The sequence below is a fragment of the Serratia sp. BFP-2025 genome (assembly GCF_050880365.1).
Lineage (GTDB): Bacteria > Pseudomonadota > Gammaproteobacteria > Enterobacterales > Enterobacteriaceae > Serratia > Serratia surfactantfaciens.
In genome coordinates this window covers 192083-213785 of the sequence record NZ_JBPAFV010000001.1, presented here as the reverse complement: position 1 = coordinate 213785, position 21703 = coordinate 192083, and the positions used below count along the sequence as shown (strand labels likewise).

General features: G+C 60.5%; 23 protein-coding genes and 1 riboswitch. Of the genes, 10 read left to right on the top strand and 13 right to left on the bottom strand.

The features are described from left to right. Positions 1-29: 29 nt before the first annotated feature. The 3 genes from ACRAWE_RS01030 to thiM form a co-directional block, all read right to left on the bottom strand. Positions 30-488: an inhibitor of vertebrate lysozyme family protein gene (locus tag ACRAWE_RS01030; protein WP_019452389.1), complete on the bottom strand. Its 459-nt coding sequence runs from the start codon at positions 486-488 to the stop codon at positions 30-32. Positions 489-572: 84 nt separating this feature from the next. Next, positions 573-1373 carry a bifunctional hydroxymethylpyrimidine kinase/phosphomethylpyrimidine kinase gene (thiD, locus tag ACRAWE_RS01025; protein WP_063919875.1) on the bottom strand — a complete coding sequence of 267 codons (801 nt, stop codon included), beginning with the start codon at positions 1371-1373 and terminating at the stop codon, positions 573-575. Beyond that, complete coding sequence (thiM, locus tag ACRAWE_RS01020) at positions 1373-2164, bottom strand: hydroxyethylthiazole kinase (RefSeq protein WP_432524452.1); 792 nt, start codon at positions 2162-2164, stop codon at positions 1373-1375. The genes thiD and thiM overlap by 1 nt, the downstream gene beginning before the upstream one ends. A gap of 35 nt (positions 2165-2199) precedes the next feature. After that, a riboswitch (TPP riboswitch) is annotated at positions 2200-2296 on the bottom strand. 11 nt (positions 2297-2307) lie between these two features. Here thiM and ACRAWE_RS01015 point away from each other — a divergent pair. Both ACRAWE_RS01015 and ACRAWE_RS01010 read left to right on the top strand, forming a co-directional pair. After that, the gene (locus tag ACRAWE_RS01015) at positions 2308-2499 is read left to right on the top strand and encodes a hypothetical protein (protein ID WP_019452386.1); all 192 of its coding nucleotides are present in this window, start codon (positions 2308-2310) and stop codon (positions 2497-2499) included. A 132-nt stretch (positions 2500-2631) separates the two neighbouring features. Further along, positions 2632-3471, top strand: a complete 840-nt coding sequence (locus ACRAWE_RS01010) for an AraC family transcriptional regulator (protein ID WP_063919877.1) — start codon at positions 2632-2634, stop codon at positions 3469-3471. A 6-nt stretch (positions 3472-3477) separates the two neighbouring features. Here ACRAWE_RS01010 and ACRAWE_RS01005 read toward each other — a convergent pair whose 3' ends face one another. The 4 genes from ACRAWE_RS01005 to ACRAWE_RS00990 all read right to left on the bottom strand — a co-directional run bounded on the left by ACRAWE_RS01005 (position 3478) and on the right by ACRAWE_RS00990 (position 7524). Beyond that, the gene (locus ACRAWE_RS01005; protein WP_019452384.1) at positions 3478-3798 is read right to left on the bottom strand and encodes an AzlD domain-containing protein; all 321 of its coding nucleotides are present in this window, start codon (positions 3796-3798) and stop codon (positions 3478-3480) included. Next, positions 3795-4505, bottom strand: a complete 711-nt coding sequence (locus tag ACRAWE_RS01000; RefSeq protein WP_019452383.1) for an AzlC family ABC transporter permease — start codon at positions 4503-4505, stop codon at positions 3795-3797. The genes ACRAWE_RS01005 and ACRAWE_RS01000 overlap by 4 nt, the downstream gene beginning before the upstream one ends. Positions 4506-4571: 66 nt before the next feature. After that, complete coding sequence (gene eno / locus ACRAWE_RS00995) at positions 4572-5825, bottom strand: phosphopyruvate hydratase (protein ID WP_063919878.1); 1254 nt, start codon at positions 5823-5825, stop codon at positions 4572-4574. A 1-nt stretch (position 5826) separates the two neighbouring features. Further along, a complete protein-coding gene (locus ACRAWE_RS00990) occupies positions 5827-7524 on the bottom strand; it encodes a hypothetical protein (RefSeq protein WP_432524447.1) in 1698 nt (565 codons plus the stop codon). An 83-nt stretch (positions 7525-7607) separates the two neighbouring features. Between ACRAWE_RS00990 and ACRAWE_RS00985 the strand changes: the two genes are divergently transcribed. Beyond that, positions 7608-8051 carry a hypothetical protein gene (locus ACRAWE_RS00985; RefSeq protein WP_154747528.1) on the top strand — a complete coding sequence of 148 codons (444 nt, stop codon included), beginning with the start codon at positions 7608-7610 and terminating at the stop codon, positions 8049-8051. A 51-nt stretch (positions 8052-8102) separates the two neighbouring features. On the opposite strand, the gene ACRAWE_RS00980 is transcribed toward ACRAWE_RS00985, so the two are convergent. Continuing rightward, positions 8103-8501 (bottom strand): aconitase X swivel domain-containing protein, encoded by a 399-nt coding sequence (locus ACRAWE_RS00980; RefSeq protein ID WP_063919881.1) that lies wholly within the window; start codon positions 8499-8501, stop codon positions 8103-8105. Then, on the bottom strand, positions 8498-9814 hold the full coding sequence (locus tag ACRAWE_RS00975; RefSeq protein ID WP_063919882.1) for an aconitase X: 1317 nt from the start codon (positions 9812-9814) through the stop codon (positions 8498-8500). Before ACRAWE_RS00975 ends, ACRAWE_RS00980 begins: the two co-directional genes overlap by 4 nt. 178 nt (positions 9815-9992) lie before the next feature. On the opposite strand from ACRAWE_RS00975, the gene ACRAWE_RS00970 reads away from it, so the two are divergent. Beyond that, positions 9993-10418: a GNAT family N-acetyltransferase gene (locus ACRAWE_RS00970; protein WP_019452377.1), complete on the top strand. Its 426-nt coding sequence runs from the start codon at positions 9993-9995 to the stop codon at positions 10416-10418. 101 nt (positions 10419-10519) lie between these two features. Further along, complete coding sequence (locus ACRAWE_RS00965) at positions 10520-11200, top strand: class I SAM-dependent methyltransferase (protein ID WP_432524443.1); 681 nt, start codon at positions 10520-10522, stop codon at positions 11198-11200. Here the strand turns inward: ACRAWE_RS00965 and ACRAWE_RS00960 are convergent. Continuing rightward, positions 11177-12406, bottom strand: a complete 1230-nt coding sequence (locus ACRAWE_RS00960; RefSeq protein WP_432524441.1) for an MFS transporter — start codon at positions 12404-12406, stop codon at positions 11177-11179. The two genes, ACRAWE_RS00965 and ACRAWE_RS00960, sit on opposite strands and share 24 nt — an antisense overlap. Positions 12407-12500: 94 nt before the next feature. On the opposite strand from ACRAWE_RS00960, the gene ACRAWE_RS00955 reads away from it, so the two are divergent. Both ACRAWE_RS00955 and rluF read left to right on the top strand, forming a co-directional pair. Continuing rightward, positions 12501-12941: a winged helix-turn-helix transcriptional regulator gene (locus ACRAWE_RS00955; RefSeq protein WP_432524438.1), complete on the top strand. Its 441-nt coding sequence runs from the start codon at positions 12501-12503 to the stop codon at positions 12939-12941. A gap of 105 nt (positions 12942-13046) precedes the next feature. After that, a complete protein-coding gene (gene rluF, locus ACRAWE_RS00950; RefSeq protein WP_019452373.1) occupies positions 13047-13916 on the top strand; it encodes a 23S rRNA pseudouridine(2604) synthase RluF in 870 nt (289 codons plus the stop codon). Positions 13917-14062: 146 nt separating this feature from the next. Here rluF and ACRAWE_RS00945 read toward each other — a convergent pair whose 3' ends face one another. Continuing rightward, positions 14063-17110 (bottom strand): autotransporter domain-containing protein, encoded by a 3048-nt coding sequence (locus ACRAWE_RS00945; RefSeq protein ID WP_432524435.1) that lies wholly within the window; start codon positions 17108-17110, stop codon positions 14063-14065. Between the two features lie 195 nt (positions 17111-17305). Next, positions 17306-17620, bottom strand: coding sequence for a lipoprotein (locus ACRAWE_RS00940; protein ID WP_004941478.1), 315 nt, complete (start codon positions 17618-17620; stop codon positions 17306-17308). Between the two features lie 175 nt (positions 17621-17795). Here ACRAWE_RS00940 and ACRAWE_RS00935 point away from each other — a divergent pair, with 175 nt between their 5' ends. After that, positions 17796-18428, top strand: a complete 633-nt coding sequence (locus ACRAWE_RS00935) for a response regulator transcription factor (RefSeq protein WP_154747527.1) — start codon at positions 17796-17798, stop codon at positions 18426-18428. After that, the gene (locus tag ACRAWE_RS00930) at positions 18425-20206 is read left to right on the top strand and encodes a hybrid sensor histidine kinase/response regulator (RefSeq protein WP_063919888.1); all 1782 of its coding nucleotides are present in this window, start codon (positions 18425-18427) and stop codon (positions 20204-20206) included. The genes ACRAWE_RS00935 and ACRAWE_RS00930 overlap by 4 nt, the downstream gene beginning before the upstream one ends. A 14-nt stretch (positions 20207-20220) precedes the next feature. Here the strand turns inward: ACRAWE_RS00930 and ACRAWE_RS00925 are convergent, their stop codons facing one another. Further along, the gene (locus ACRAWE_RS00925) at positions 20221-21054 is read right to left on the bottom strand and encodes an enoyl-CoA hydratase/isomerase family protein (protein WP_025159559.1); all 834 of its coding nucleotides are present in this window, start codon (positions 21052-21054) and stop codon (positions 20221-20223) included. A gap of 123 nt (positions 21055-21177) precedes the next feature. Here ACRAWE_RS00925 and ACRAWE_RS00920 point away from each other — a divergent pair, with 123 nt between their 5' ends. Continuing rightward, on the top strand, positions 21178-21540 hold the full coding sequence (locus ACRAWE_RS00920) for a winged helix-turn-helix transcriptional regulator (RefSeq protein ID WP_063919889.1): 363 nt from the start codon (positions 21178-21180) through the stop codon (positions 21538-21540). Positions 21541-21703 lie beyond the last annotated feature (163 nt).

The window sequence follows — 21703 nt, the reverse complement described above, 5'->3', positions numbered from 1 at the left end:
GAGCGCCTGCAGCGGCGCCCCCAGCCAGATTATTTCCAGTCAGGATTGTTCTCGAACTGCTGCTTCAGCAGCGCCTTCATATCTTCATCCGGCTTACCGAGCCACTGGTACTTGGCGTACTTCTTCGGGTGATCGACGGCTTCCGGCCGGTCCGCCACCTCGACCCGCACGCCCCAGGCCTGGGATTTATCCGCGCTGAACGCCACGATTAAAAAGTTGTTGCCGCAGTCGTGCGGTTTGCACAGGTTGCCGACCAGATACTCTTTGCCCTTCCAGTTCAGATTCTGCGCCGGCGTAGAGGTGCCGACGCCCTTGCGCGCCCAGCCCGGCATCCGCGCCTGGCCTTTCACCATATTTTGCCAGCTGGCCTGATACCCCGGCTGCTGAATCAAATCCGATGTGGTGACGATCTGCTGGGCCAAGCTGCCCGCGCTGAAGCTAAGCAGTACGCCGAAGAGGGCGCAACGCAGCGTCTGGTGTCCCGTCATAGTGCTTCTCCCTAGGTTAAATCAGGTTTCGCCCGTAAAACCGGGCCTGAACTAGTCAGACCACGGTTGCGGCAAAAAGTTGACTCACCACCAGGCGTGGAAATGATGCACCGGCCCGATGCCGTGCCCCACTTCCAGCGTATCCGCCTGTTGCAGCGCTTTTTGCAGGTAGTCCTTGGCGGCGGCTACCGTCGCCGCCCAGTCGGCATGGCGCGGGCGCAGCGCCGCCAGCGCGGCCGAGAGCGTGCAACCGGTGCCGTGGGTGTGGCGGGTGGCGACGCGCGGCGCGGTAAAGCGCTGCTCGCCTTCTGCGGTAAACAGCCAGTCCGGGCTCTCGCTTTCGCTCAGGTGGCCGCCCTTCATCAACACCGCCTGGCAGCCCATCGCCAGCAGCGCCCGCCCCTGTTCGCGCATCTGCGCTTCATCTTCCGCCGGCGCGCACGCCAGCAGCGCCGCCGCTTCCGGCAGATTCGGCGTAATGATCGACACCAGTGGCAACAGCTCGCTGCGAATCGAGGCCACCGCCTCTGGCGCCAGCAACGGATCGCCGCTTTTCGCCAGCATCACGGTATCCAGCACCACGAACTCCGGCCGATAATGGCGCAGGCGTTCGGCCACCGCCTGCACGATGTCGGCGTTGGCCAGCATGCCGATCTTGACGCTGTCGATGCGCACGTCGCTGAACACCGAGTCCAGCTGCGCGGCGACGAACGCCGGATCGATGTAATACACCGACTGCACGCCGCGGGTATTCTGCGCCACCAGCGCGGTGATCACCGAAGTGCCGTAGGCGCCAAGCGCCGAGAAAGCTTTCAGATCGGCCTGAATACCGGCGCCGCCGCTGGGATCGGTGCCGGCGATGGTCAGCGCGTTGATACGATTCATCACAGATCCTCCCCGCGCAGTTGATACAACGCGTCGAGGAACGCCGGTGTAAAGCTGCCCGGCCCGGCGGCCTGTTTGGCTGCGAGGCCGCCGCAATGGGACATCACCCGGCAGGCGGTCGCCACGTTGTCCAGGCGATCGCCCGGCAGCGCGCAAAACGCCGCCACCACCGCCGACAGCGCGCAGCCGGTGCCCACCACCCGCGTCATCAGCGGGGAGCCGCCTTCGATCGCCCAGTCGCGCTGGCCGTCGGTGACGTAATCCACCACGCCGGTGACCGCCACCACCGCGCCGCTGCGCAGCGCCAGCTCACGCGCGGCGGGCAGTGCCGCCAGCGAATCGTCACCGCTGTCCACGCCGCGGCCGCTGGCCAGCAACCCGCTGAGCGCCATGATTTCCGAGGCATTGCCGCGTATCGCCGCCGGTTGCTCGTCCAGCAGCTGTTTAGCGAAGGCGGTGCGGTAGGAGAGCGCGCCGACCGCCACCGGATCCAGCGTCCAGGGCTTGCCGGCCTGATTGGCGGCGGCCACCGCCGCCCGCATCGATTCGGCGCGCAGCGCGTTGAGGGTGCCGACGTTGATCAGCAGGCCGTCGGCCAGCGCGCTGAACTGCGCCGCTTCTTGCGGCTCCACCACCATCGCCGGGGAGGCACCGAGCGCCAGCAACACGTTGGCGGTCAGCGATTGCACCACTTCGTTGGTCAGGCAGTGGATCAGCGGAGGCCGCTGTTGGAATTGGGTTAGACAGGCCGCGGCGCGAGCGCCGGGTAGTGCATCAGGTCGAGCGATCATATTCCTCCCAACCGGCGTTCAAGAAGGCGGCGCCGGTTGGGCGGCCGTGACTTCCCTACGCTGGCATTATCCAGATCAGGTAATACGGGTATTTCTCAGCCTTCACCAGGAAGGGCACCCCGAGTCATGAAAATCAATAGGTTGTGATCAACGCTGCGTTAATCCCTGAGCGGGATCATGCCAGCGGCGGCGCGGACAAACAAGCGATTAAATTGGCCGAGCGCCTGGCGGAGCAGACGCTGGGCAGAATGTGGCAGAAGCGGCCCGCCGTCGGCCTGCGGCCCGAAAACATCAAGTTTACTGATAATAAAAAAACTGACCGATGCCGTCATTGAGGCGGGAAAACACGCTCACTCCTTATCAAACCGGAGCGAAAACGTGACCTGATGCAAGCGACGCAAGCACGGGCTAGACACAACTCATCAATTCTCATTACTATAGCCACACATTTTATGAGTCATGATGCTATGCCAGAAATCACTGAATCCATCTTCGTCAATTCAGATCTGCTTAATGAACATTTTGACCCCGACGCCATCGATACGCCCATCGTGTCGATCTACGCCACTTTCTCAGATGAGAAAGAACATTCGTTACGTTCAAGAATGCATTCGCATGCCAAAGGCCAGCTGGTCTACGTCAAATCGGGCGCCGCTATCGTCATGCTGGAAGCGCGCATTTGCTCCGTGTTGCCGCATCAGTTGCTTTGGATCCCCGGCGGCGTTGCCCACAATGTGATCCTGCGCGACAACGTCGATTTTCGCGCCGTCTATCTCGACCAACAGCGCTTCGCGCCGCTGTCGAAAAACGTCGAGGTCTTTACCCTCACTCCGCTGCTGGAAGAGGTTATCGAAACCATGTGCCGTTCCCCTTTCCACACCGACTGGATGGCGGGAACCGAGTTCCATCTGCAATCTCTGCTCATCGACAAAATCCGCGTCGCCGCCCATTCCCCCGCCTGGCCGGCCTTGCCGAACGATGCCCGGGTGCGCAATTACCTGCAGTGTTACCATTTGAAAGGTGAAATGGTGCCGCGATTGAATGAGCTGGCGTCCCATTGCGGCGCTTCCGAGCGCACCATCCATCGTCTGTTCGTTCAGGGAACCGGCATGTGTTATCAGCAGTGGCGCCAGCAGGTGCGTTTGAAACTGGCCCTGGAGTTGCTGACCACCGATAAACCGATCACCGAGATCGCTCACTATCTCGAGTTCTCCACCACCAGCGCCTTCATCTCCTTTTTCAAACACCACCGGGACGTGACGCCGAAAAAATACCGCGACCAATTGCACAAGCCCAACACGCGCTGAGCGTTGTCAGCCAAGCCCGCGAATCAGCCAAAACGCCGCCATCCCGAGCAACAGCATCAAGGTGGCGTTGCGCGTTTTCCACATCACCAGCGTCGCCACGATCGCCGCGCACAGTTTCGGCGCGCCTTCGGCCGACAGCGCCGAGGGTGAAGCGATCAGGGCCGGCACGATCAGAGACACGATGGCCGTGGCCGGGATCAGTTTCAACCATTCGCCCACCCGCTCGGGAAACGGCACACGATCGTTGAGCCACAAAAAGGAATAACGCAGTAAAAACGTGCCCAGCGTGCTGATGGCCAGCACCCATAGAATCGTCGTCTCGCTCATGACGGCTCCTCGCTGCGTTGAGGCCCTCTGCCCTTGTGATACAAACCGCCGGCCAAGACGCCCGCGGCCATCGAAAACAAGAACCCCAGGTTATAGGGCCATCCGCAGGTAAAGGCGGAAACCAGCCCGGCAACCGCGGCCGCCACCACGATGGGGGCGTTTTTCAACATTGGCACCAGGAGCGAGATAAAGCACAGGGTGATGGCGAACTCCAGATGCCAGGCGGCGGGAATTAACGGACCGGCGAGGATCCCCGCCGCCGTCCCCGTTTGCCACACCAGCCACATCGGCAGCGCCGTGCCGAAGTAATACAGCGTTTTTTCTTTCGCGCTCAGCGGCTGGGCCTGGCAGCGCAAAAACGTCAGCGCGTAAGTCTGGTCGATCAATACCTGCGCCGCCGCCAGCTTGGTCAGCGGGCTGAACTGGAGCCTGAGCTGAGACAGCCCGGCGCTGTAGATGGCATAGCGAAAATTGATCGCAATGTGCGTGACGATCACCACCAACGGTGCGGCGCCGGCCGTCATCAGCGTGGCAGCGGCAATTTGCGAAGCCCCGGACATTAACAACAACGACGACAGTTGAGCCACCCAGGGCGTCATTCCCGCCTGAATGGCGCTGACGCCGGTCAGGACGGCGAAGGGCAGCAAACCCAGCAACAGAGGCATGGCGTCTTTACTGCCCTGAACAAAGAAAGGCATCGGCTTCATGGTAGGCTTCTCGTGGATCCCCCTTGCCCACAGCAACGGGGCAAGGGGTAAAAAGCGCGGGCGGGTTCAGACGGCCTGCGCATCGGCGATCGCATCCTGCAACCGCAGCAGCTGATTGTATTTGCCCATCGCCTCGGTGCGCGCCAGCGAACCGAACTTCACCTTGGTGGCGTTCAGCGCCACCGCCAAATCGGCAATGCTGGTGTCTTCGGTTTCACCGGATCGCCGTGAGAACACGACGCCGTATCCGGCTGCCTTGGCTGACGCCACCAGGCTCATGGTTTCGCTCAGCGTGCCGACCTGATTCGGTTTCACCAAAATGGAGTTGGCCATCTTCAGGGCGATGCCCTGTTCAAAACGCGCCAGATTAGTCGTGAACAGATCGTCGCCCACCAGCTCGATTTGGCCACCCAGCCGCCGCGTCAGCGCAATCCAGCCCTCGAAGTCGTCCTCCCCCAGCGGATCTTCCATCAGCACGATCGGATAGCGCTCGCAGAGCGACGCCAGGTAATCAATAAAGGCCGTGGTCGTCAGCGTCCGCCCTTCCGCCGCCAGGTGATAGCGGCCATCTTTAAAGAACATCTCGGCCGCGATGTCCATGCTCAAGCCGACGTCCACGCCCGGCTCATAGCCCGCTTTGCCGATGGCTTCCAGCAACAGCGCCAGCCCCTGCTCATTGGAGCTCAGCGGCGGCAGAAATCCCCCCGTGCCGGAAACGCCGGTGCCGATCCCGCGCGCCATCAGCAGGGCTTTCAGCGCCATATGCACGTTTTTACCCACCTGCAGCGCCGCTTCAAGATGCGCCGCATTCAGCGCGATCACCTGATAATCCTGAAAATCGCAGTTGCCGTCGCCATGCATGCCGCCGGACAACATCGAGAAAATGGGCTGCGGCATGGATTTCGCCTGCCCGCGGCTGACGTAATCGCACAGCGACTGATTGCTGTGCACTGCCGCCGCATTCGCCACCGCCAGCGACACGCCGAGGATCGCATTGGCCCCCAGCCGGCTTTTGTTGGCGGTGCCGTCCAACGCTATCAGCATGCGGTCTATCTCGTCTTGCGCATAGGGCGACATGCCGCGCAGCCGCGGCTTAATCACGGTGTGCACGATGTCTATCGCCCGCAAAACGCCCTGCCCGCTGAAGCGCCGCGGATCGTTATCACGCACCTCGATCGCCTCATGCTTGCCCTTGGAACACCCCGTTGGAATGATGCTGCGGCCACGCTTGCCGCTGTCCAGCACCACTTCGACCTCCAGCGTAATGTCCGCGCGTGAGTCAAACACTTCACGCGCGCGTATGTCCATAATGGTCGGCATGCTAGTGATTCCTTAAGTTTGCTGGCGCGGCCCGGAAGTCTTCAAGGGTGCGCGCAAGTTGCCCGCCGGGCAGCGTCAACGGCGTGAGCACCGCATCGCAATAGAGGCCCCAGCTCGCCAGAATGGCGGAATGCCCGCCCCGCCCCCCCGCGACCACCAGATCGATATCCTGGGCGCTGCGCGTCGCCGGCATGGGATCGCGGCCGGCAAACTGCGCCGGCCTCACGGGCACCAGACCTTTGCCCTGCACGGCGCCAAGCGGGTTATGGATATGTGCGTGCAGATATTCCCGCAGCGCGCTCTTGCTCCAGCCCGCGTTATGCAGCATCTGGGCGTGATCGGGCGTCAGGACAATCAAAATCCGTCCCGGAATGTACGCATTCATGCGCCCCAGGTGGGTGGCGCTGTCGACAATCACGTCGAGCAGGCTGCCCGCCGTTTGGCTCAGAAAATCAACCACGTCGGTCGGCGGTTCCGCCTTCATCAGATACACGCTGGTGGCTTCAGGCCCGAATCGTTCTTCGTTCAAGGTCGGCCAGGGGCTGTTGACCAGGCTTTCCGCAAAACAGTAAGTAAACTCGACCGGCGAGCCGAGGCAGCCCAGATCCGCCTTGCCCGGGTAGGCGCGGCACACGTTGAGGATGGTCAGGTTAACCGCACGGCCAATGGTGGCGTTGGCCCGGAACCCCGGCCCCATACAGCCCTGGCCGGAACTGATCCCCAGTTCAGCGGCGATCGGCCCGCTGACCAACACCAGATTGCCGCCGTTGTACGAGGTGGTGATGGATTGCTGGAAGTTGAATGCGGGATCGGCCATCGCGCGCAGCGTCGCCGTCACGATAGGTAAGAATGCGGGTTTGCAGCCGGCCAGGATGCTGTTGATGACCACATCGCGCACCCGAATGTCTTTGCCCGAGGGGCCCGCTTCCGGGATCAGCACGGTATCCAGCGGTTCGGGGCAGTAGGCCAGCATGGCGGCAAAACGCGCCGGCGTCGGCGGGATCACCGGCAAACCGTCACCGATAGACTGGCGTTCATACTCCGCCATCAGCGCGTCCAGGCCGTGGTAAGGCATCATGTCCGCCCCGGAATGGCCTCGGTCAAGATCCATTTTCGGATGAAGCGCCGCGGCGGCAGGCCTATCGCCGGCGCCGGTGAGCGCCTCCAGAACGTAAGTGCGCCGGGCGTCAACCTGCCGGCGAATATCGCTGACGGAGCTTGCCTGATAGATGTCGAGACGGCAAATGCACAGCTGCCCCGCTCGATAATGGGCCACGTGCTCGGCCAGATTGTCGCCGGGGGGCGAGGCGATCAATAACGTGGCGACGCCCCTTTTCTCCAACTCGATGGCGAGGATGGTGGTCATCACCGAAGTGCCCATGTCCGCTAACGCCACAACGGCGGCCTGCACCCCTGTTTGCGCCAACTGGTCAGCCAACACGCGGATCTGTGCCGTCATCGTGCCACGCACGGACTGACGAACATGTTCGATGTGATGAATGCCGAGTTCATTCAAGATCGTTTCAAGACGGGTGAATATTTCGCGGTAATGACAGAAGTCCAGCTTGGTATTGTCAAAAAACAGGACTTTGCCATCCCGTAATGCCTGCAGACTGGGGCGCGGCGCCAACTGTAATTCGTAAAAACGGTTCTCTCCACGCGGATCGAAAATAGCTTCGGCCAACTCATTGTTCATCATTATCATTGTTCACCCTGAGGTTTTCGGGATGAAAATAGTAGCAAGCCGTCTAAATGGCGAAATATAAGAAATACGCCAGTTAATTGCCAAAGTCCGCCAAGCTAAGACCGCCTGCCGCGCTTTCACCTTTTCATCGGCGGGCATTTGCTTTACTCTGGGGCGGCGTATTTCCGCCCGCCGCGCGTTTTGGACAGACTACCATGCATCGACTCTACACCTACCTTTGCGCTATCCATGCGCTGCCGTCACCGGTGAAAACGGTCAAGACCACGGAAACCCTCGAGCGTTTCCCCGAGGGGGAAAACATGATCGAAGAACGCGAGATCCTTTACACCTTTAATAATGGCGTGCAGGTTTTATATAAAATGGAATCCGATACCTTCCAGTCGGATGATATTTGCCGGGAATGCTGGATAAGTTATGACGTGGTGCATGATGGCGGATACGCCATCTCGCCGCAGAAAAAGCAGTTTTATAACCGCTGCCAGGAAAGTTTCTGGCTGAAAATGCAGGCTGACCGCGATTGAAAATATAACAGCGCCAGCCATTCTCCAACCGGCGCTTTATTGATCCGTTGGCTAACCCGCCTCGATGGCGATATCTTCACCGTCGATCGCCACCCGTTGACCGTGCTTGAACAGCGCCAAGACGTCCTCGTCGAAGCGGTCAAAAATGGGGATGTCTATCGCCATCGCCGACTCAAACAGAATCGGATCTGCGTGATTGCAAATAATTGCCGCCGGGGCGTTGCCCTGCTGAAACGCCTCGTAAATTAAAAACGGCGCCATGGTTCCCCCTTTGCCGCCCGGGCACACCAGCGCCTTGCCCGCCAGCGACTCGCCATAGCGCGGATGATGCGGGATCAGCAGCGCCCCGGTCTGAGGATCAAAGTCGCCGATAAACGAAAACGCCTGTTCGACGAGAAACACCTCGGCAACCACCCAACCAGGGTTCAGCGGTCTGGCCTGTAATTTCATGCGGTCACCTGCGGTGTGAGAGGGGTGGAGTCAAGCAATGACCGGATGCAGCATTCGATGTCCGCAACGCCTACGGAGAGGCGTTTCTGGTTCAGCTGCGAGATGTAATGAGCGGCTTTCATCGACGACGTCATAACGGCGTTCACCTGCGCGGGTATAGGAGAGTCGGGAATGGTAGACATGCAGGCGCTGACCATGACACCGCCCGCACGCTCAATGGCCGCCACATAGCCCATTTCCCTGGCGAGCTGATATTGCTGATGCGCCAGGCCAATCCACAAATGTTTATGGCGCGGGATCTGCCGCCCGGCCAGTAGCTTAGCGAGTAAACGGATCTCCTGAATGCTGAGGTGCGGGCACCCCAGCACCACCATATCGGTCGCCGCCACCTCCCGCTGCGCCGTCACGCCGGCCAGTGGCGACAACAGGGGCCCCCCCGCCCCGCTCTGCGGCGCATAAAGCGCCAGCGAGCGCCGCAGGATCTCGCGATCGACCGAGATCTTTTTCACCGGGCGGCGCCCGCCTAGCGCTTCTTTCAGCGTGCCGGCTTCCGGCGTGACCCCGAGAACATGACAGACCCCCACGGCCCCCGTGACCGTCAGCGGGATCATGATCTGCTTGAGAAAGTCCATGCCAAGTTCACGATCGATGCCGTCGATCACGATATTGTGCGATTTGGCCTGCGCCCCCAGGTAATAGCCGATCGCGCTGAGCTCGGTTTTTGAGAGCCGATTCGCATCGAGGCCGTCAAACGTGACCGATACCTCCGCCAGCCGGTTGCTCTCCAGGAACAAACCATAATAAGGCGAACGCCCCGTAATGGCCGCCGCCAGCGTAAGCAGCGCCCCGTCTCGATTGCAGCGCGCGCCGATCGTCGAATTCACCAATACCTGGCCACCGGAACCGATCCAGGAGACGTAGTCGCCTTTTTTCGGCAGGCTGCCCACCATCGCCGGGTAGCAGGTGTAGGTTTGGTTAAAGCCCTTCTCCGCGAACAGGGCCGCCCGGCGTTTCACATCGGGCAGTTTCGTCTGCGCATACTGCGTATCGATACCCATCGCTGGCCAGGCGCTGGGGCAAAGCGCCGACATGTGGGGATGCAAGGTGGTCATGACCGGCAGTGTCTCCACCCCCTCCGTCAGCGTTTCCAGCAGCCCCAAGGGTATATTGGGAATAACGTGTGCGCTGGCGATATTGACCAGCTTCGGCGCGCCAAAAGCGTTCGAGAAATTGACGAGCACCTGCATGCACTTTTGCGCGCCTGGCCCGGCCGCGCCGGCAAGATATGCCCGATCCGTTTCGGTGAGTTGCATAAGTCACTGATTCCTTGGAAGGAGCCCCAGAGCGGCCCCTGCAATATTGAGCGTGACGAAAAATTAACACCACAAACAGAATGGAAATATCAATAATCAGAAGATTAATAACAATAAGCGGCCAACTTGCGCCACGGCGATGCGCTATAGTTGGAAGCACAAACCACCGGGAGATGCCATGCAGATAAGACCTTACCAAGAGGCCGATCGCCCCTTCTTGCGCACGCTATACCTGGCATCGCGCAAGGCGGCGTTCGGTTGGCGCGATACCTCAAACTACCAGTTGGAAGATTTCGACAGCGCGACGCTGGGCGAAGCGATTTGGGTGGCGGAAGACGGCGGCACGCTGCTGGGATTCGTCTCCGTCTACCGCGAAGACAACTTCATTCATAACCTGTATGTCGATCCCCATCAGCCGCCGCGCGGCGTCGGCAGTGCGTTGCTGCAGGCGGCACAAGCTACCTTCACCGCCACCGGCTCGCTGAAATGCCTGGTGAAAAATGAAAAGGCGCTGGCGTTCTACCGCAAGCACGGCTGGCGCGTCATCTCTACCGGCAACGACGGCGAAGAAGATTATTACCTGATGCATTCGCCGGTTCGTTAGCGCCGCATGTCCTGTCACAGAATCCATTAACGATAATGGATTTCATTACCATTTAGGCATACCCTTCTTTGCTTCTCTCGATGAACTTTGCAAGGAAGGTTATGCAACATCAAACGGATACTCGCTTCCCCGATGCTGCGGCGGCAGACTACGATCGCCGTATTCTGACCCTGGTGCCCGGCTATCAGTTTGCCCAGGCGCTGCTGACGGCGACGCTCGTGCAGACGCTGCCGAATGACGCCACATTGTTGTTGGCCGGTTGCGGCACCGGCAGCGAACTGGAGGCGCTGGTCGCCGCCAACGTAAGCTGGCGTTTCAGCGCCGTGGAACCCTCCGCCGGCATGCTGGCGGCCGCACGCGCCAAGGCCGAAGCCGCAGGTTACACACAGCGGGTGAGCTTCCAGCCAACCCTGCTGCAACAAGCGCCGCAAACTCGCCACGACGCGGCGGTGTGCTCATTGGTGCTGCACTTTATCGCCGACGATGGCGCAAAACTGGATTTCCTGCGGCAGTTGGCACAGCGTCTCTCCCCCGCCGCACCGCTGCTGCTGTTCGACTATCAACCGGAGGGCCTGCCCGCCAGCCACTACCAACACTGGCTGCAAAGCACCGGGCATTCGGCGGCGCAGGCGCAGGAAACGATCGAACGCATCCGCCGTAACTGGCACCCGATGACGGCGGCGCGTAGCCGTCTCCTCCTGGCGGAAAGCGGCTTCACCGCGCCTCAGGCGTTGTGCGGTGCGCTGGGGTTCCAGCTTTCACTGCTCCACCGCCGCAGCTGAGCCCGGCATCCGGCGCAGCGTCAGCCACCAAAACAGCAACGCGCTCAGGCTGACGCCAGCACCCAGCCAGCAGACGCCGCGCCAGCCCGCCCAGGCGTACATATGGGTGCCGGCAAAGGCGCCCAGCCCGCTGCCGACGGCGTAAAACAACATGTAGCAGCCCACCAGGCGGCTGTGCGACTGAGCGTGGGCGCTGAAGATCATGCTCTGGTTCAGTACGTGGATCGCCTGCCCCGCCAGATCCAACAACACAATGCCCGCCACCAGCCAAGCCAGGCCGCTGCCGAGCAAACCGAGCGGCAGCCAGGCCAGCGTCAACAGCAGCAGACACACGCCGCTGGCCGCCTGCCCCAGCCCGCGATCCGCCAGATGCCCGGCGCGCACCGCCGCCAGCGCCCCCACCGCGCCGACCAGGCCGAACGCCCCCACCGCCGCATGCGTGAAGTTGAACGGCGCCTGGCTCAGCGGCAACACCAGCGAACTCCAAAAGAGGCTGAAGGCGCCGAACATCAGCAGCGCCAGCATGCCGCGAATTTGCAGCGTGCGATCATGCCGCAACAGGGTCAGCATTGAACACAGCAAGGCGGGATAACTCAGCGTGCTGGGAGAGGTGCGCGGCGCAGGCAGCAGGCGCGACAGGATCGGCAGCAGCACCAGCGTCACCCCAGCGGAAAAGAAGTACACCGTGCGCCAGCCGCCGACGTCCGCCAGCGCGCCGGACAGGGTGCGCGCCAGCAGCAGCCCCAACACCACGCCGCCCTGCGCTGCACCGACCACCCGTCCGCGCTCCTGCGGCGCCGCCAGTGCGGCGGCGAAAGCGATCAGCCCCTGCGTCATGGCGGTGCCCAGTAACCCCACCAGCAACATGCCCGCCAGCAGCCAAGGCGCGCCGTGCGCCCACCCCACCAGCAGCAGCGCGCCGATCAGCCCCAGCTGTTGCCCCGCCAGCAGCCGATGCCGGTTCAGCCGATCCCCCAACGGCACCACCAACAGTAGCGCCAGCGCACAGCCCAGTTGGGTCACGGTGATCACCATACCGACCGCCGCCAGACTGATGGAAAAATCACGGGCGATGGCGTCCAGCAGCGGCTGCGCATAGTAAACGTTGGCCACGCTAAAGGCGCTGGCGGCGGCCAACAGCAGCACCAGGGCGGCCGGCAGGCGCCCCAGCGCCGCACAAGGAGGATCCAGCAGTTTGTCGCTCATGCACACCTCAGTCTGGTTTCATTATTAAACCCAATGAACTTTAGGCGTGGAGGTTTTATAATGCAACCAGAATGTGCAGCTGGAGATAACCGCCGTGAAACGTAAAAGCCTGGAAGACGCGCCCTGCCCGGTGGCGCGCACGCTGGATGTGATTGGCGACTGGTGGTCGCTGCTGATCGTGCGCGACGCCTTCGACGGCGTCACCCGTTTCAGCGAGTTTCAAAAAGGGCTGGGGATGGCGAAGAATATCCTTGCCACCCGGCTGCGCGCCCTGGTGACGCACGGCGTGCTGGAGATCGTGCCCGCCGCGGACGGTAGCGCCTATCAGGAATATGTGCTGACCGAGAAAGGCCGCGCGCTGTTTCCGGTGATCGTCGACCTGCGCCAGTGGGGGGAGGATCATCTGTTCGCCGAGGGAGAACCGCATTCGACGCTGGTGGAAAGCGACAGCGGCCGCCCCGTACCGCGCCTGACGCCGATCGGCAGCGCCGGGCAGACGCTGACCCCGCTCAATACCCGGGTGGTGAAGGTATGAAGGGTCTTAATAAGGCCTGCGTTACCTTGCGCTATTGCATCTATTCTCGAACAGCTTCCGCAATCCCCTGCGGGTAATGTATAGTCCGCGTTTTACGGAGATCCCATGCTGACTAACTCATCCATTCGTCTGAACAAATACATTAGCGAGAGCGGCATCTGCTCACGCCGCGACGCCGATCGATACATCGAACAGGGCAACGTTTTCATCAACGGTAAACGCGCCACCGTTGGCGCTCAGGTATTTGCCGGCGATGTCGTGAAGGTTAACGGCCAGCTGATCGAACCGCGTAATGAAGAAGATCTGGTGCTGATTGCGCTGAACAAACCGGTCGGTATCGTCACCACCACCGAAGACGGCGAACGCGACAACATCGCCGACTTCGTCAACCACAGCAAACGTATCTTCCCGATCGGCCGTTTGGACAAGGATTCGCAGGGGCTGATCTTTCTGACCAACCACGGTGACCTGGTCAACAAGATCCTGCGCGCCGGCAACAATCACGAGAAAGAGTATCTGGTGACGGTCAACAAGCCGGTGACCGACGAGTTTATTCGCGGCATGGGCGCCGGCGTGCCGATGCTGGGCACGGTGACCAAAAAGTGCAAGGTGAAGAAAGAGGCGCCTTTCGTGTTCCGCATCACGCTGGTGCAAGGGCTGAACCGCCAGATCCGCCGCATGTGCGAACACTTCGGCTACGAGGTCACCAAGCTGGAACGCACGCGCATCATGAACGTCAGCCTGAAAGGGTTGCCGCTGGGCGAGTGGCGCGATCTGACCGATGACGAGCTGATTGAGCTGTTCAAGCTGATCGAGGGCTCTTCGTCCGAGGCCAAGCCGGCGAAGAAAGCCCCGGCCAAATCCGCCCCGGCGAAAAAGCCGAGCGCCGGTGGGCCAAAAGGCGCCGACAAAGCCGCTGCGCCGGCCGGCCGCAAACGCTTTACCCAGCCAGGGCGCAAGAAAAAAGGGCGTTAATCCCCCGCTCGCTCTCGCCAAGCCCACCCACCATGGCGCGGGCTTTTGTATCATAAAAGTCCGTCGCAAGTCGCCGCTGAGCTCTCACCATAAAAAAGGCCCGCATCAAGCGGGCCTGTAAGTACCAGAGAAGTTCAGAAGAAAAATCAGAACGACCAGCGCAAATTGGCGTTGACCGAATTGACGCGGGTATCTGCGCCAAATTGCCCCTGATAGCCGACATCCAGCGTCGCGGCGCGCGACAGCTTCACGCTCACGCCGATATCGCCCACCATCACGTTGTCATCCACGGCCTGGCCCTGCGTGACGAACGCGTCGCTGCCGGCAAACGCCATGCGCGATGAGGTGTTCTTATCGCCGTAGGCATGCTGCCAGCCGAGCGAGCCGTAAAGGCTGACGTTCTTCGGCAGTTCGGTCACGCCGCGCACCCCGAGCGTGGAGTAGAAGGTGTTCATCGTTTCATTGCGCACGCTCAGCGCCGCCGCGCCGCCCGACTCCTGGAAGCTGTCGGTATGCAGGCGGATATAACTCAGATTGATGAACGGTTCGATGTTCATCTCAGGCTGGCCGAAACGGTAACCCGCTTCGGTGAACGCCAGCAATGAGTTGGCATCGTAGTCCGACTTCAGCCGATCCGAGAAGCCGCTGAAATCGACGTTGCGCTTGCCTTCAATCTTGTGCCAGGTGTAACCCAGCGCGCCGCGCAGCGAGAACGCATCCTGCTGCCCTGCCGCATACAGGCCGAGGTGGTAGTTGTCGGTATCGGCCTTGGAACGGCGGCTGTCGACGTCATAATCGCCTCGGCTGTAGCCGAAGTAGCCGCCGATGCGTACGTTATGATCGGTCAGCTTGCGATCCGCCCCCAACAGGAAGCCGGTGGTATTGCCGTCCAGCTTGCCCACGTTGCCGTTGCCGCTGTTTCTGCCCCAGGAGCTGAAGGTCTGCCCCCAGACGCCGCTGTTTTGCGCCGGCACCGGTTGCACCAGCGACATCGCCAACGGCGGCACCGGCAGGCTGTCGTTGTCGAACAGGCGCAGCATGCGCTGGTTCAGCACGTTGAACAGCTGGGTGCTGCCGGCGATCAGGTTAGACTGCATCGACGGATAGACTTCGCCGGACAGCTGATTGAACGCCTCGCGCGCTTCCGGCGCGCTCAGCAGCAGCAGCGAGTTATACAGCGCCAGCGAAGGGCCGCTCTGCGTCAGCGTTGAGAGCGCACCGGCGGTATTCCATTGGTTGCCGCTCTCGGCCACCGTTTGGAAAATGCCCGGTTTGCCGCTGCCCGGATTCTCACCGCCTGGGTTTTCACCCCCCGGATTCTCGCCCCCCGGATTTTCACCGCCTGGGTTTTCCCCGCCCGGATTCTCGCCCCCTGGATTCTCACCGCCTGGGTTTTCCCCACCCGGATTCTCGCCGCCTGGATTTTCACCGCCCGTATCTTTCTGCGCGATGGTCAGATCGACGGCGTTGGCACTGTGGTTCAACGCCACATCGAGGAAAGCAGACTTGGAGACCGCCGCCGCGAACTGGCCATCAATGCCGCCGTCCGAGGTCAGAATGCGGTAGCTTTGGCCGGTTTTATAGCTGGTTTGCGGATCCAGCGCCGTAACCTGCACCTTGGCCCGATCGCTGATGGTGGTTTTGCCCGCCACCAGCAGCTGGTCACTGCGGCCGTCGCCGGCGATATCGACGTCATAGAAGGATTCGCCGATAAAGTTCAGGTAGCGTTTAAGCGTCAGCGTGCCGATATTGCCGTCGCCGGGCGAGATATGGCCGCCGGACTGGATCTCGGTCTGGCCCAGCGTGCCGTTGCCGCCCAGCGTGCCGCCGGCCTTGATCGAGGCGGCGCTGCTGTAGCCCTGCCCGTTATTGACGTCGGAACCCGCCGTCGCGTTGAGGATCAGCGTGCCGCCGTTCTCGGCACCGAGAGTTTGGATCTCGAAGATATCGTCTTCTTTCTGGGTATTGATGTCGCTGGCGATGATGAGCTTGCCGCCGCGCGCGGTGACGTTGGCCTGCAACTCAGTGAGATCGCCGTTCAGCGTGGTGTGCCCGGCGGTGTTGATCACCTCGCCTTCGCCGCTCATCTTGTTGCTGAAAACGTAATTGCCGTCGGTATGGTTAAAGTACACATAGCTGCGGAACAATCCGCCCCGCAGGGCGATCGCCGTCTGGGCATCGATGGCTCCAGCAGCGCCCGCCGCGCCGAGCGTCGGCTCGGTCAATCCGGTGCCGGTATCCATGTTGCCGCGGCTGCCGATAATCAGCGCGCCGCGGTTCGAGCCGGAGCCGGTCTTGCCCAGCACCACTTCGTTGGCGCCGGCGGAGAATGTCCCGCCGTCCATGACCGCCAACACGCCGTTGCCGTAATCGCCGACGTTGACGCTGCTGCCGCTGGTAAAGCGCGAGCCGCTGCCGGCGACCACCAGCTCGGCGGTTTTACGCGCGCCGGAGACGCCCGCCACCTGAATATTACCGACGTTGACCACGCCGCCGTTCAGCACATCCAGATCGCCGTAAAGCGTGAGCGCGCGGCCAACGTTCCACTGGGAATTGGCCCCCGTGACCGTGGCTTTCGGGCTCAGCGTATCGGTCTCGTTCGGCCCGCTGCCATTACCGATGCGCGCGTCAAAGGCGGTGTTCAGCACCGCGCCGTCTTCAATCGCCAGCGTGGATCGCGCCCCTAAGTCGGTGCCGACGCTGAGAAAATTGCTGGTGACGCGGGAACCCGCGCCGGTGGCGATCAGGTGGCTGTCATAGCCACGCGTGGTACCGACCACGATCTCTTTTGCGCTGGCCAGCGCGCCGTCTTCAACCCGCAAGGTGCCCCGCCCCAGATTCAGGCCGCCGCGCAGTACGAACTGATCGTTCACCGCGTTCAGCTCGGCGTTCGGCCCGCGGACCGTGACCAGGCTGTCATGAATTTGGCCGTTGAACATCCGGCCGATATTGATGTTATAGGCGCTGATCTTGCCATTATCGATCAGCAGGTTGCCGCTTTGATTACGGCCGACGTAAACGTCCCCGGTGTAGGCCAATGATTCGGTAATGCGTGAGTCGCCGTCAAAAATGGCATCGTCTGCACGAGCGAGATCGGCGGGCGCCAGCATCAACAACGGCGCGGAAAATAGAGCGAGGTAAAGTTTGGAAAGCGGCGTTTTAACCGCTAAAGGGTGCGATGTCTTGTCATTCACGGGCTATCTCCGTACTCATTAGCGTGATGTCGCGGAATTTATTGTTATCGAGAAACTCAATGCGCTAGAGGAGGTATGAGGCGTTATTCCGCGCACGCCGGTTTATTGATCGTCGAAGCAAAAGCTTATTGCCCCCCGGCGCTGGCGCTCCGACGATGGAAAACCAAGAAGCGGTAATACCGCCCCCAAAGCGAATTATTTATGCGTGACGACCGGCGTACAGGTCGGCGCGCTCAGCGATGGCGAGGAACCTAAAATTCCCGGCATCATCAACGACGAGCAATCGAAAATTCGGCCCTTTTCCGTGGTGGCGCGATATGAAAGTTTTTGCCCGCCCAGCGCATCCGGCTGCGCGCCATTGACGTTGGTCACGGTAATTTCGTCCGATGAGCCGAGGCCCAACATTTTGGCGGTTTCCGCCTGCAGCAGCGGAATGGCCTGATCGGTTTTCAGGGTGGAACAACCGGCTAGCATCATCGTAACGGTTAAAGCGATAAGTGGTTTTTTCATAAATTATCCTTTATAACCAATCAGTTGAATTTATTGATTGGCTTTATGTTTTCTCTTATCCAAATCCTCGAATAATATATTTCCCTTTCCTAAACGAAAAAACCCTCCTAAAGTAGGGAGGGTTGATAATAATTCATCAGACCTATCTGATATTTGAAGGCGAAAGGAGAATCCTTTGGGGCAGGATTATGCGTTGGTCGTTGATGACCATCCATTGGTAGCAAGCGGCATCGCTAATTTTCTCAGCACGCATTGCCGATTCAAACAGGCGCATGTGGTGACCAATGAGGAAAATTGCTACCGTCATATTAGGGAAAATGGCCCACCGCGTTTACTGGTGATCGATTTCTGGCTCTCTTCCGCTACGGCGTTGAAATTACTCAAGGAAGTCAAACAGCTTTATCCCCAGGTGCGAATACTGGTGGTGAGCGGCGACGAGAATAACGATATCTGGCAGAAAGTGCATAATGCCGGTGGGCACGGATTTATATTAAAAAACGAGCCACCTGAATTATTCGCCAAGGCAGTTTTTGCGCTAAATGACAATCAGGAGTGGTTCCCCGAAGAGAATGAAACCATCGCTAAAAACAACCACGATCATTTAAATAAATTCAATTTAACACCACGGCAAATTGACGTGTTAAATATGATGCTGCGCGGCCTGCCAAATAAAAGGATCGCAGCGCAGCTGTCTATTTCCGAGCCGACCGTCAAAGAGCATATCAGCAATATCTTGAAAAAGATCGGCGTCAACAGCCGGGTGGAAGCCATCACGCTGTTGCACGGCAAGCGGGAGCCGTCGTCATGAGGTTTTTCCAGAATTTACAAAATGATGGCATTTCGTCGCGCGCGCAGATCCGCCTGCTGGATAACACCTTCATGCGGTTGGTGTTCAGCTTTACCGCCGTGCCTTTCGTCGGCATCCCTTTCGCCATCTGGATTTATTTGCTGGGCGATGAGCTCGGCCCAACCATTACCTGGATCATCGTTTACCTGCTATGCGCCGTGGCGATCCGAATAGGGTACCGCCGCTATCAGCGCGAGGCTAAAGAAAATGATGAAGACACCGTGCTGCGCCGCTGGCTGCCGCGCATTAATAAGGTGGCCTTTATTCACGGGCTGGGGATCTCCTCACTCTATTTAATTACCCCACAGACCCATAACTTTGACTTTTTTCTGCTGCTCAATATCAGCATCGCCGCGATCGTCGCCGCCAACGCCACGCACCTGACGCCGGTCATCAGCACCTTTACCCGCTTTTTCTTCGCTTCCTGGGGGCTGCTGAACATCGGCATCATCTGGCGGCTGGAAGACGTGATGTTCATCGTGCTGATGCTGAACTTGCTATACGGCTTCGCCATTTACCGCCACGCGTTAACCTCGCATGCGTTCTTTATTCAGCAGGCGCTGCTCGAAGAACAAAGCTCGCGCCTGGCGGAGCAGTTCCGCCAGGCCAAAGAAGAGGCGGAACAGGCGCTGCTGGATAAGAACCAGTTCCTGACCACCGCCAGCCACGACCTGCGCCAGCCGGTGCACGCCATGGGTTTTCTGATCGAAGCCATCATCCACAAAAACCGCGACGACAGCCTGACGCCACAGCTGCTGGATCTGCAGCAGAGCGTGCGTTCGGTGCATTTGATGTTCAATTCGCTGCTCGATCTCAGCAAGATCGAATCCGGCAACGTGCGCACCGCCGCCACCCATGTGGATATCGGCGCCCTGCTCGACTCGGTGATCACCCTGTTCCGCGAAGAGGCCAACAGCCGCACCCTGGCGCTGCGCACCTGGCGGCCCAAACGGCGCATCAGCGTGATGGGCGACCCGCTGCTGGTGCGGCAATCGCTGATCAACCTGATCCAAAACGCCCTGCGCTACACGCAACGGGGCGGCGTGCTGATCGCCATCCGCCCGCGCGGCGCCGAGTGCCTGGTGGAAGTGTGGGACACCGGCGTGGGCATTGCCGACGAAGAGAAAAGCAAAATCTTCTCCCCTTACTACCGCCCCGAGCTGGCGTGGAAGATAGACAGCGCCGGCCACGGACTGGGGCTGGCGGTGGTGGCGCGCTGCGCCAAGCTGATGAAGGTGAAGTACGGCATGCACTCCGTCGAAGGCAAAGGCTCGCGCTTCTGGATGCGCTTCACGCAATACAGCGGCGAAGATAAAGCGCCGGAAACCGCCGCCGCCTACGACAACACCGCCACGCCTACCCGCTATGCGCCGCTGCGAGGCGCCTGCCTGGTGGTGGACGACGATCCCTTGGTGACCTCCGCCTGGGAGAGTCTGATGAGCACCTGGGGCATCACCGTGCGCTGCGCGGCCTCCGCTGAGGAAGCCTTCGCCATCGTCGACGGCGGCTTCACGCCGTTCGCCGTGCTGTGCGACCAGCGCCTGCGCTCCGGCGAGAGCGGCTTCGACATCCTGCAGGCGCTGTTCGAACGCCTGCCGGACGTAAGCGGTGCGATGGTCAGCGGCGAGTTCAACTCGCAGATATTGCAAGAGGCCGAGCAGGAAGGCTATCTGGTGCTGCGTAAGCCGCTGGAGCCGGCCAGGCTGCATGCGCTGCTGACGCAGTGGGGGGCCGGCTAGCGCGATGCGGTACCTTAGCGGGCAAGATGGCGCAGCAGGCTTTCAAGGTTGCGCTCCCCCTCCGGGGTTTGCGCCCCGGCCTTCAGCCCGCCGCGAATCAACTGTTCCGCAGCCGGGCGGGCAAACAATCCCGCCCAGGCGTCGTGCTCGCGATAAAAACCAGCCTGCAAATCCGGTGCGGGCATCGCCTGTTTGGCCGCTGCAATCACGCCCTCAGGCAGTGCCGCGATATTGCGCGCTAGCCGATCGACGAAATCATCCAGCTCGGCGGCAGGCAAGGCGCGGTTAATCCAGCCATACCGCTCTGCGGTAGCGGCATCGATAAGGTCGGCGCCCAGGATCACTTCCAGAGCGCGGCCGCGAGTCATTCGGCTCGTCAGATACTGCGTCGCGCCACCGCCGGGCGTAATGCCCATCAAGGCTTCGCACTGGGCCAGCCCCGCCAGCTCTTGTGCGGCGAAAGCCATATCGGCCGCCGCAACAAACTCGGCCCCGCCGCCGCGCGCCAGCCCGCTCAACTTAACGAGAGTGACCTGCGGCTGGCTGCGAAGCAGTTCGCCAAACGCCTGGAACGGATTTAGCCCCTCCGGCGCGTTGCTCGCCAGTTCGTCGAAAGCGTGCGGCTCATCGATCAAGGTCATGTCGACGTGAGCGATGAAAAACGCTGGGTTCGCGCTCTGGAACACCAACACGCGCGTATCCGGATCGTCACGCACCGCCAGCAATAAACGGCTGATTTCCGACATCAGCGCCACATCAAGCACGTTTACCGGCGGGTTATCGATAGCGATGGTCATCACGCCGTGCGCATGAGACAGCCTGAGTTTGCTGAAATCTGTATCTGTCATCTCAATGTCCTTTTACCTGGGGGTACAAGTGCGGGTTTTTCGCGCCATGTGTCGAATGGTATACTTTGCATACCTGGCGTCAATTACGCACCTTAAGCATCCCAGGGATGCAGGAGGATACCGATGGAAAAGAACGACCTTGTTTACCGCGCTGACTGCCCAAGCCGCATAGTGCTCGATCAGATTGCCGATAAATGGTCCATGATGGTGCTGGAAGTGCTGCGCGAGCCGCAGCGCTTCAACGCCATCAAGCGCCGTTTGGACGGCGTCACGCAACGCGTGCTGACCCAGACGCTGCGCAAGCTGGAACGCAACGGTATGGTGCATCGCAAAGTGTTGGATGGGCGGGTGCTTGGCGTTGAGTATTCGCTGACGCCGCTTGGCAAATCCCTGCAGGGGCCGTTCTCGATACTGTTCGACTGGACGTTGGGGAATATCGAGGCGATTCAGGAGTGCCAGCGCAAGTATGATGAGCAGGACGAGTGATGCGGTCCCCCATAGATAGGTTCAGAGAGATCGAGCATGGCCCGTTCTTTTTAACGTAACCGATGGTCTCTACTTTCTTCATGCCCCCTGGCGCTATCAATCATCCCAAGGTCTGAACATAGGCCATATTTAGACCACAAACGATGTTCGGCTTTACTTATGG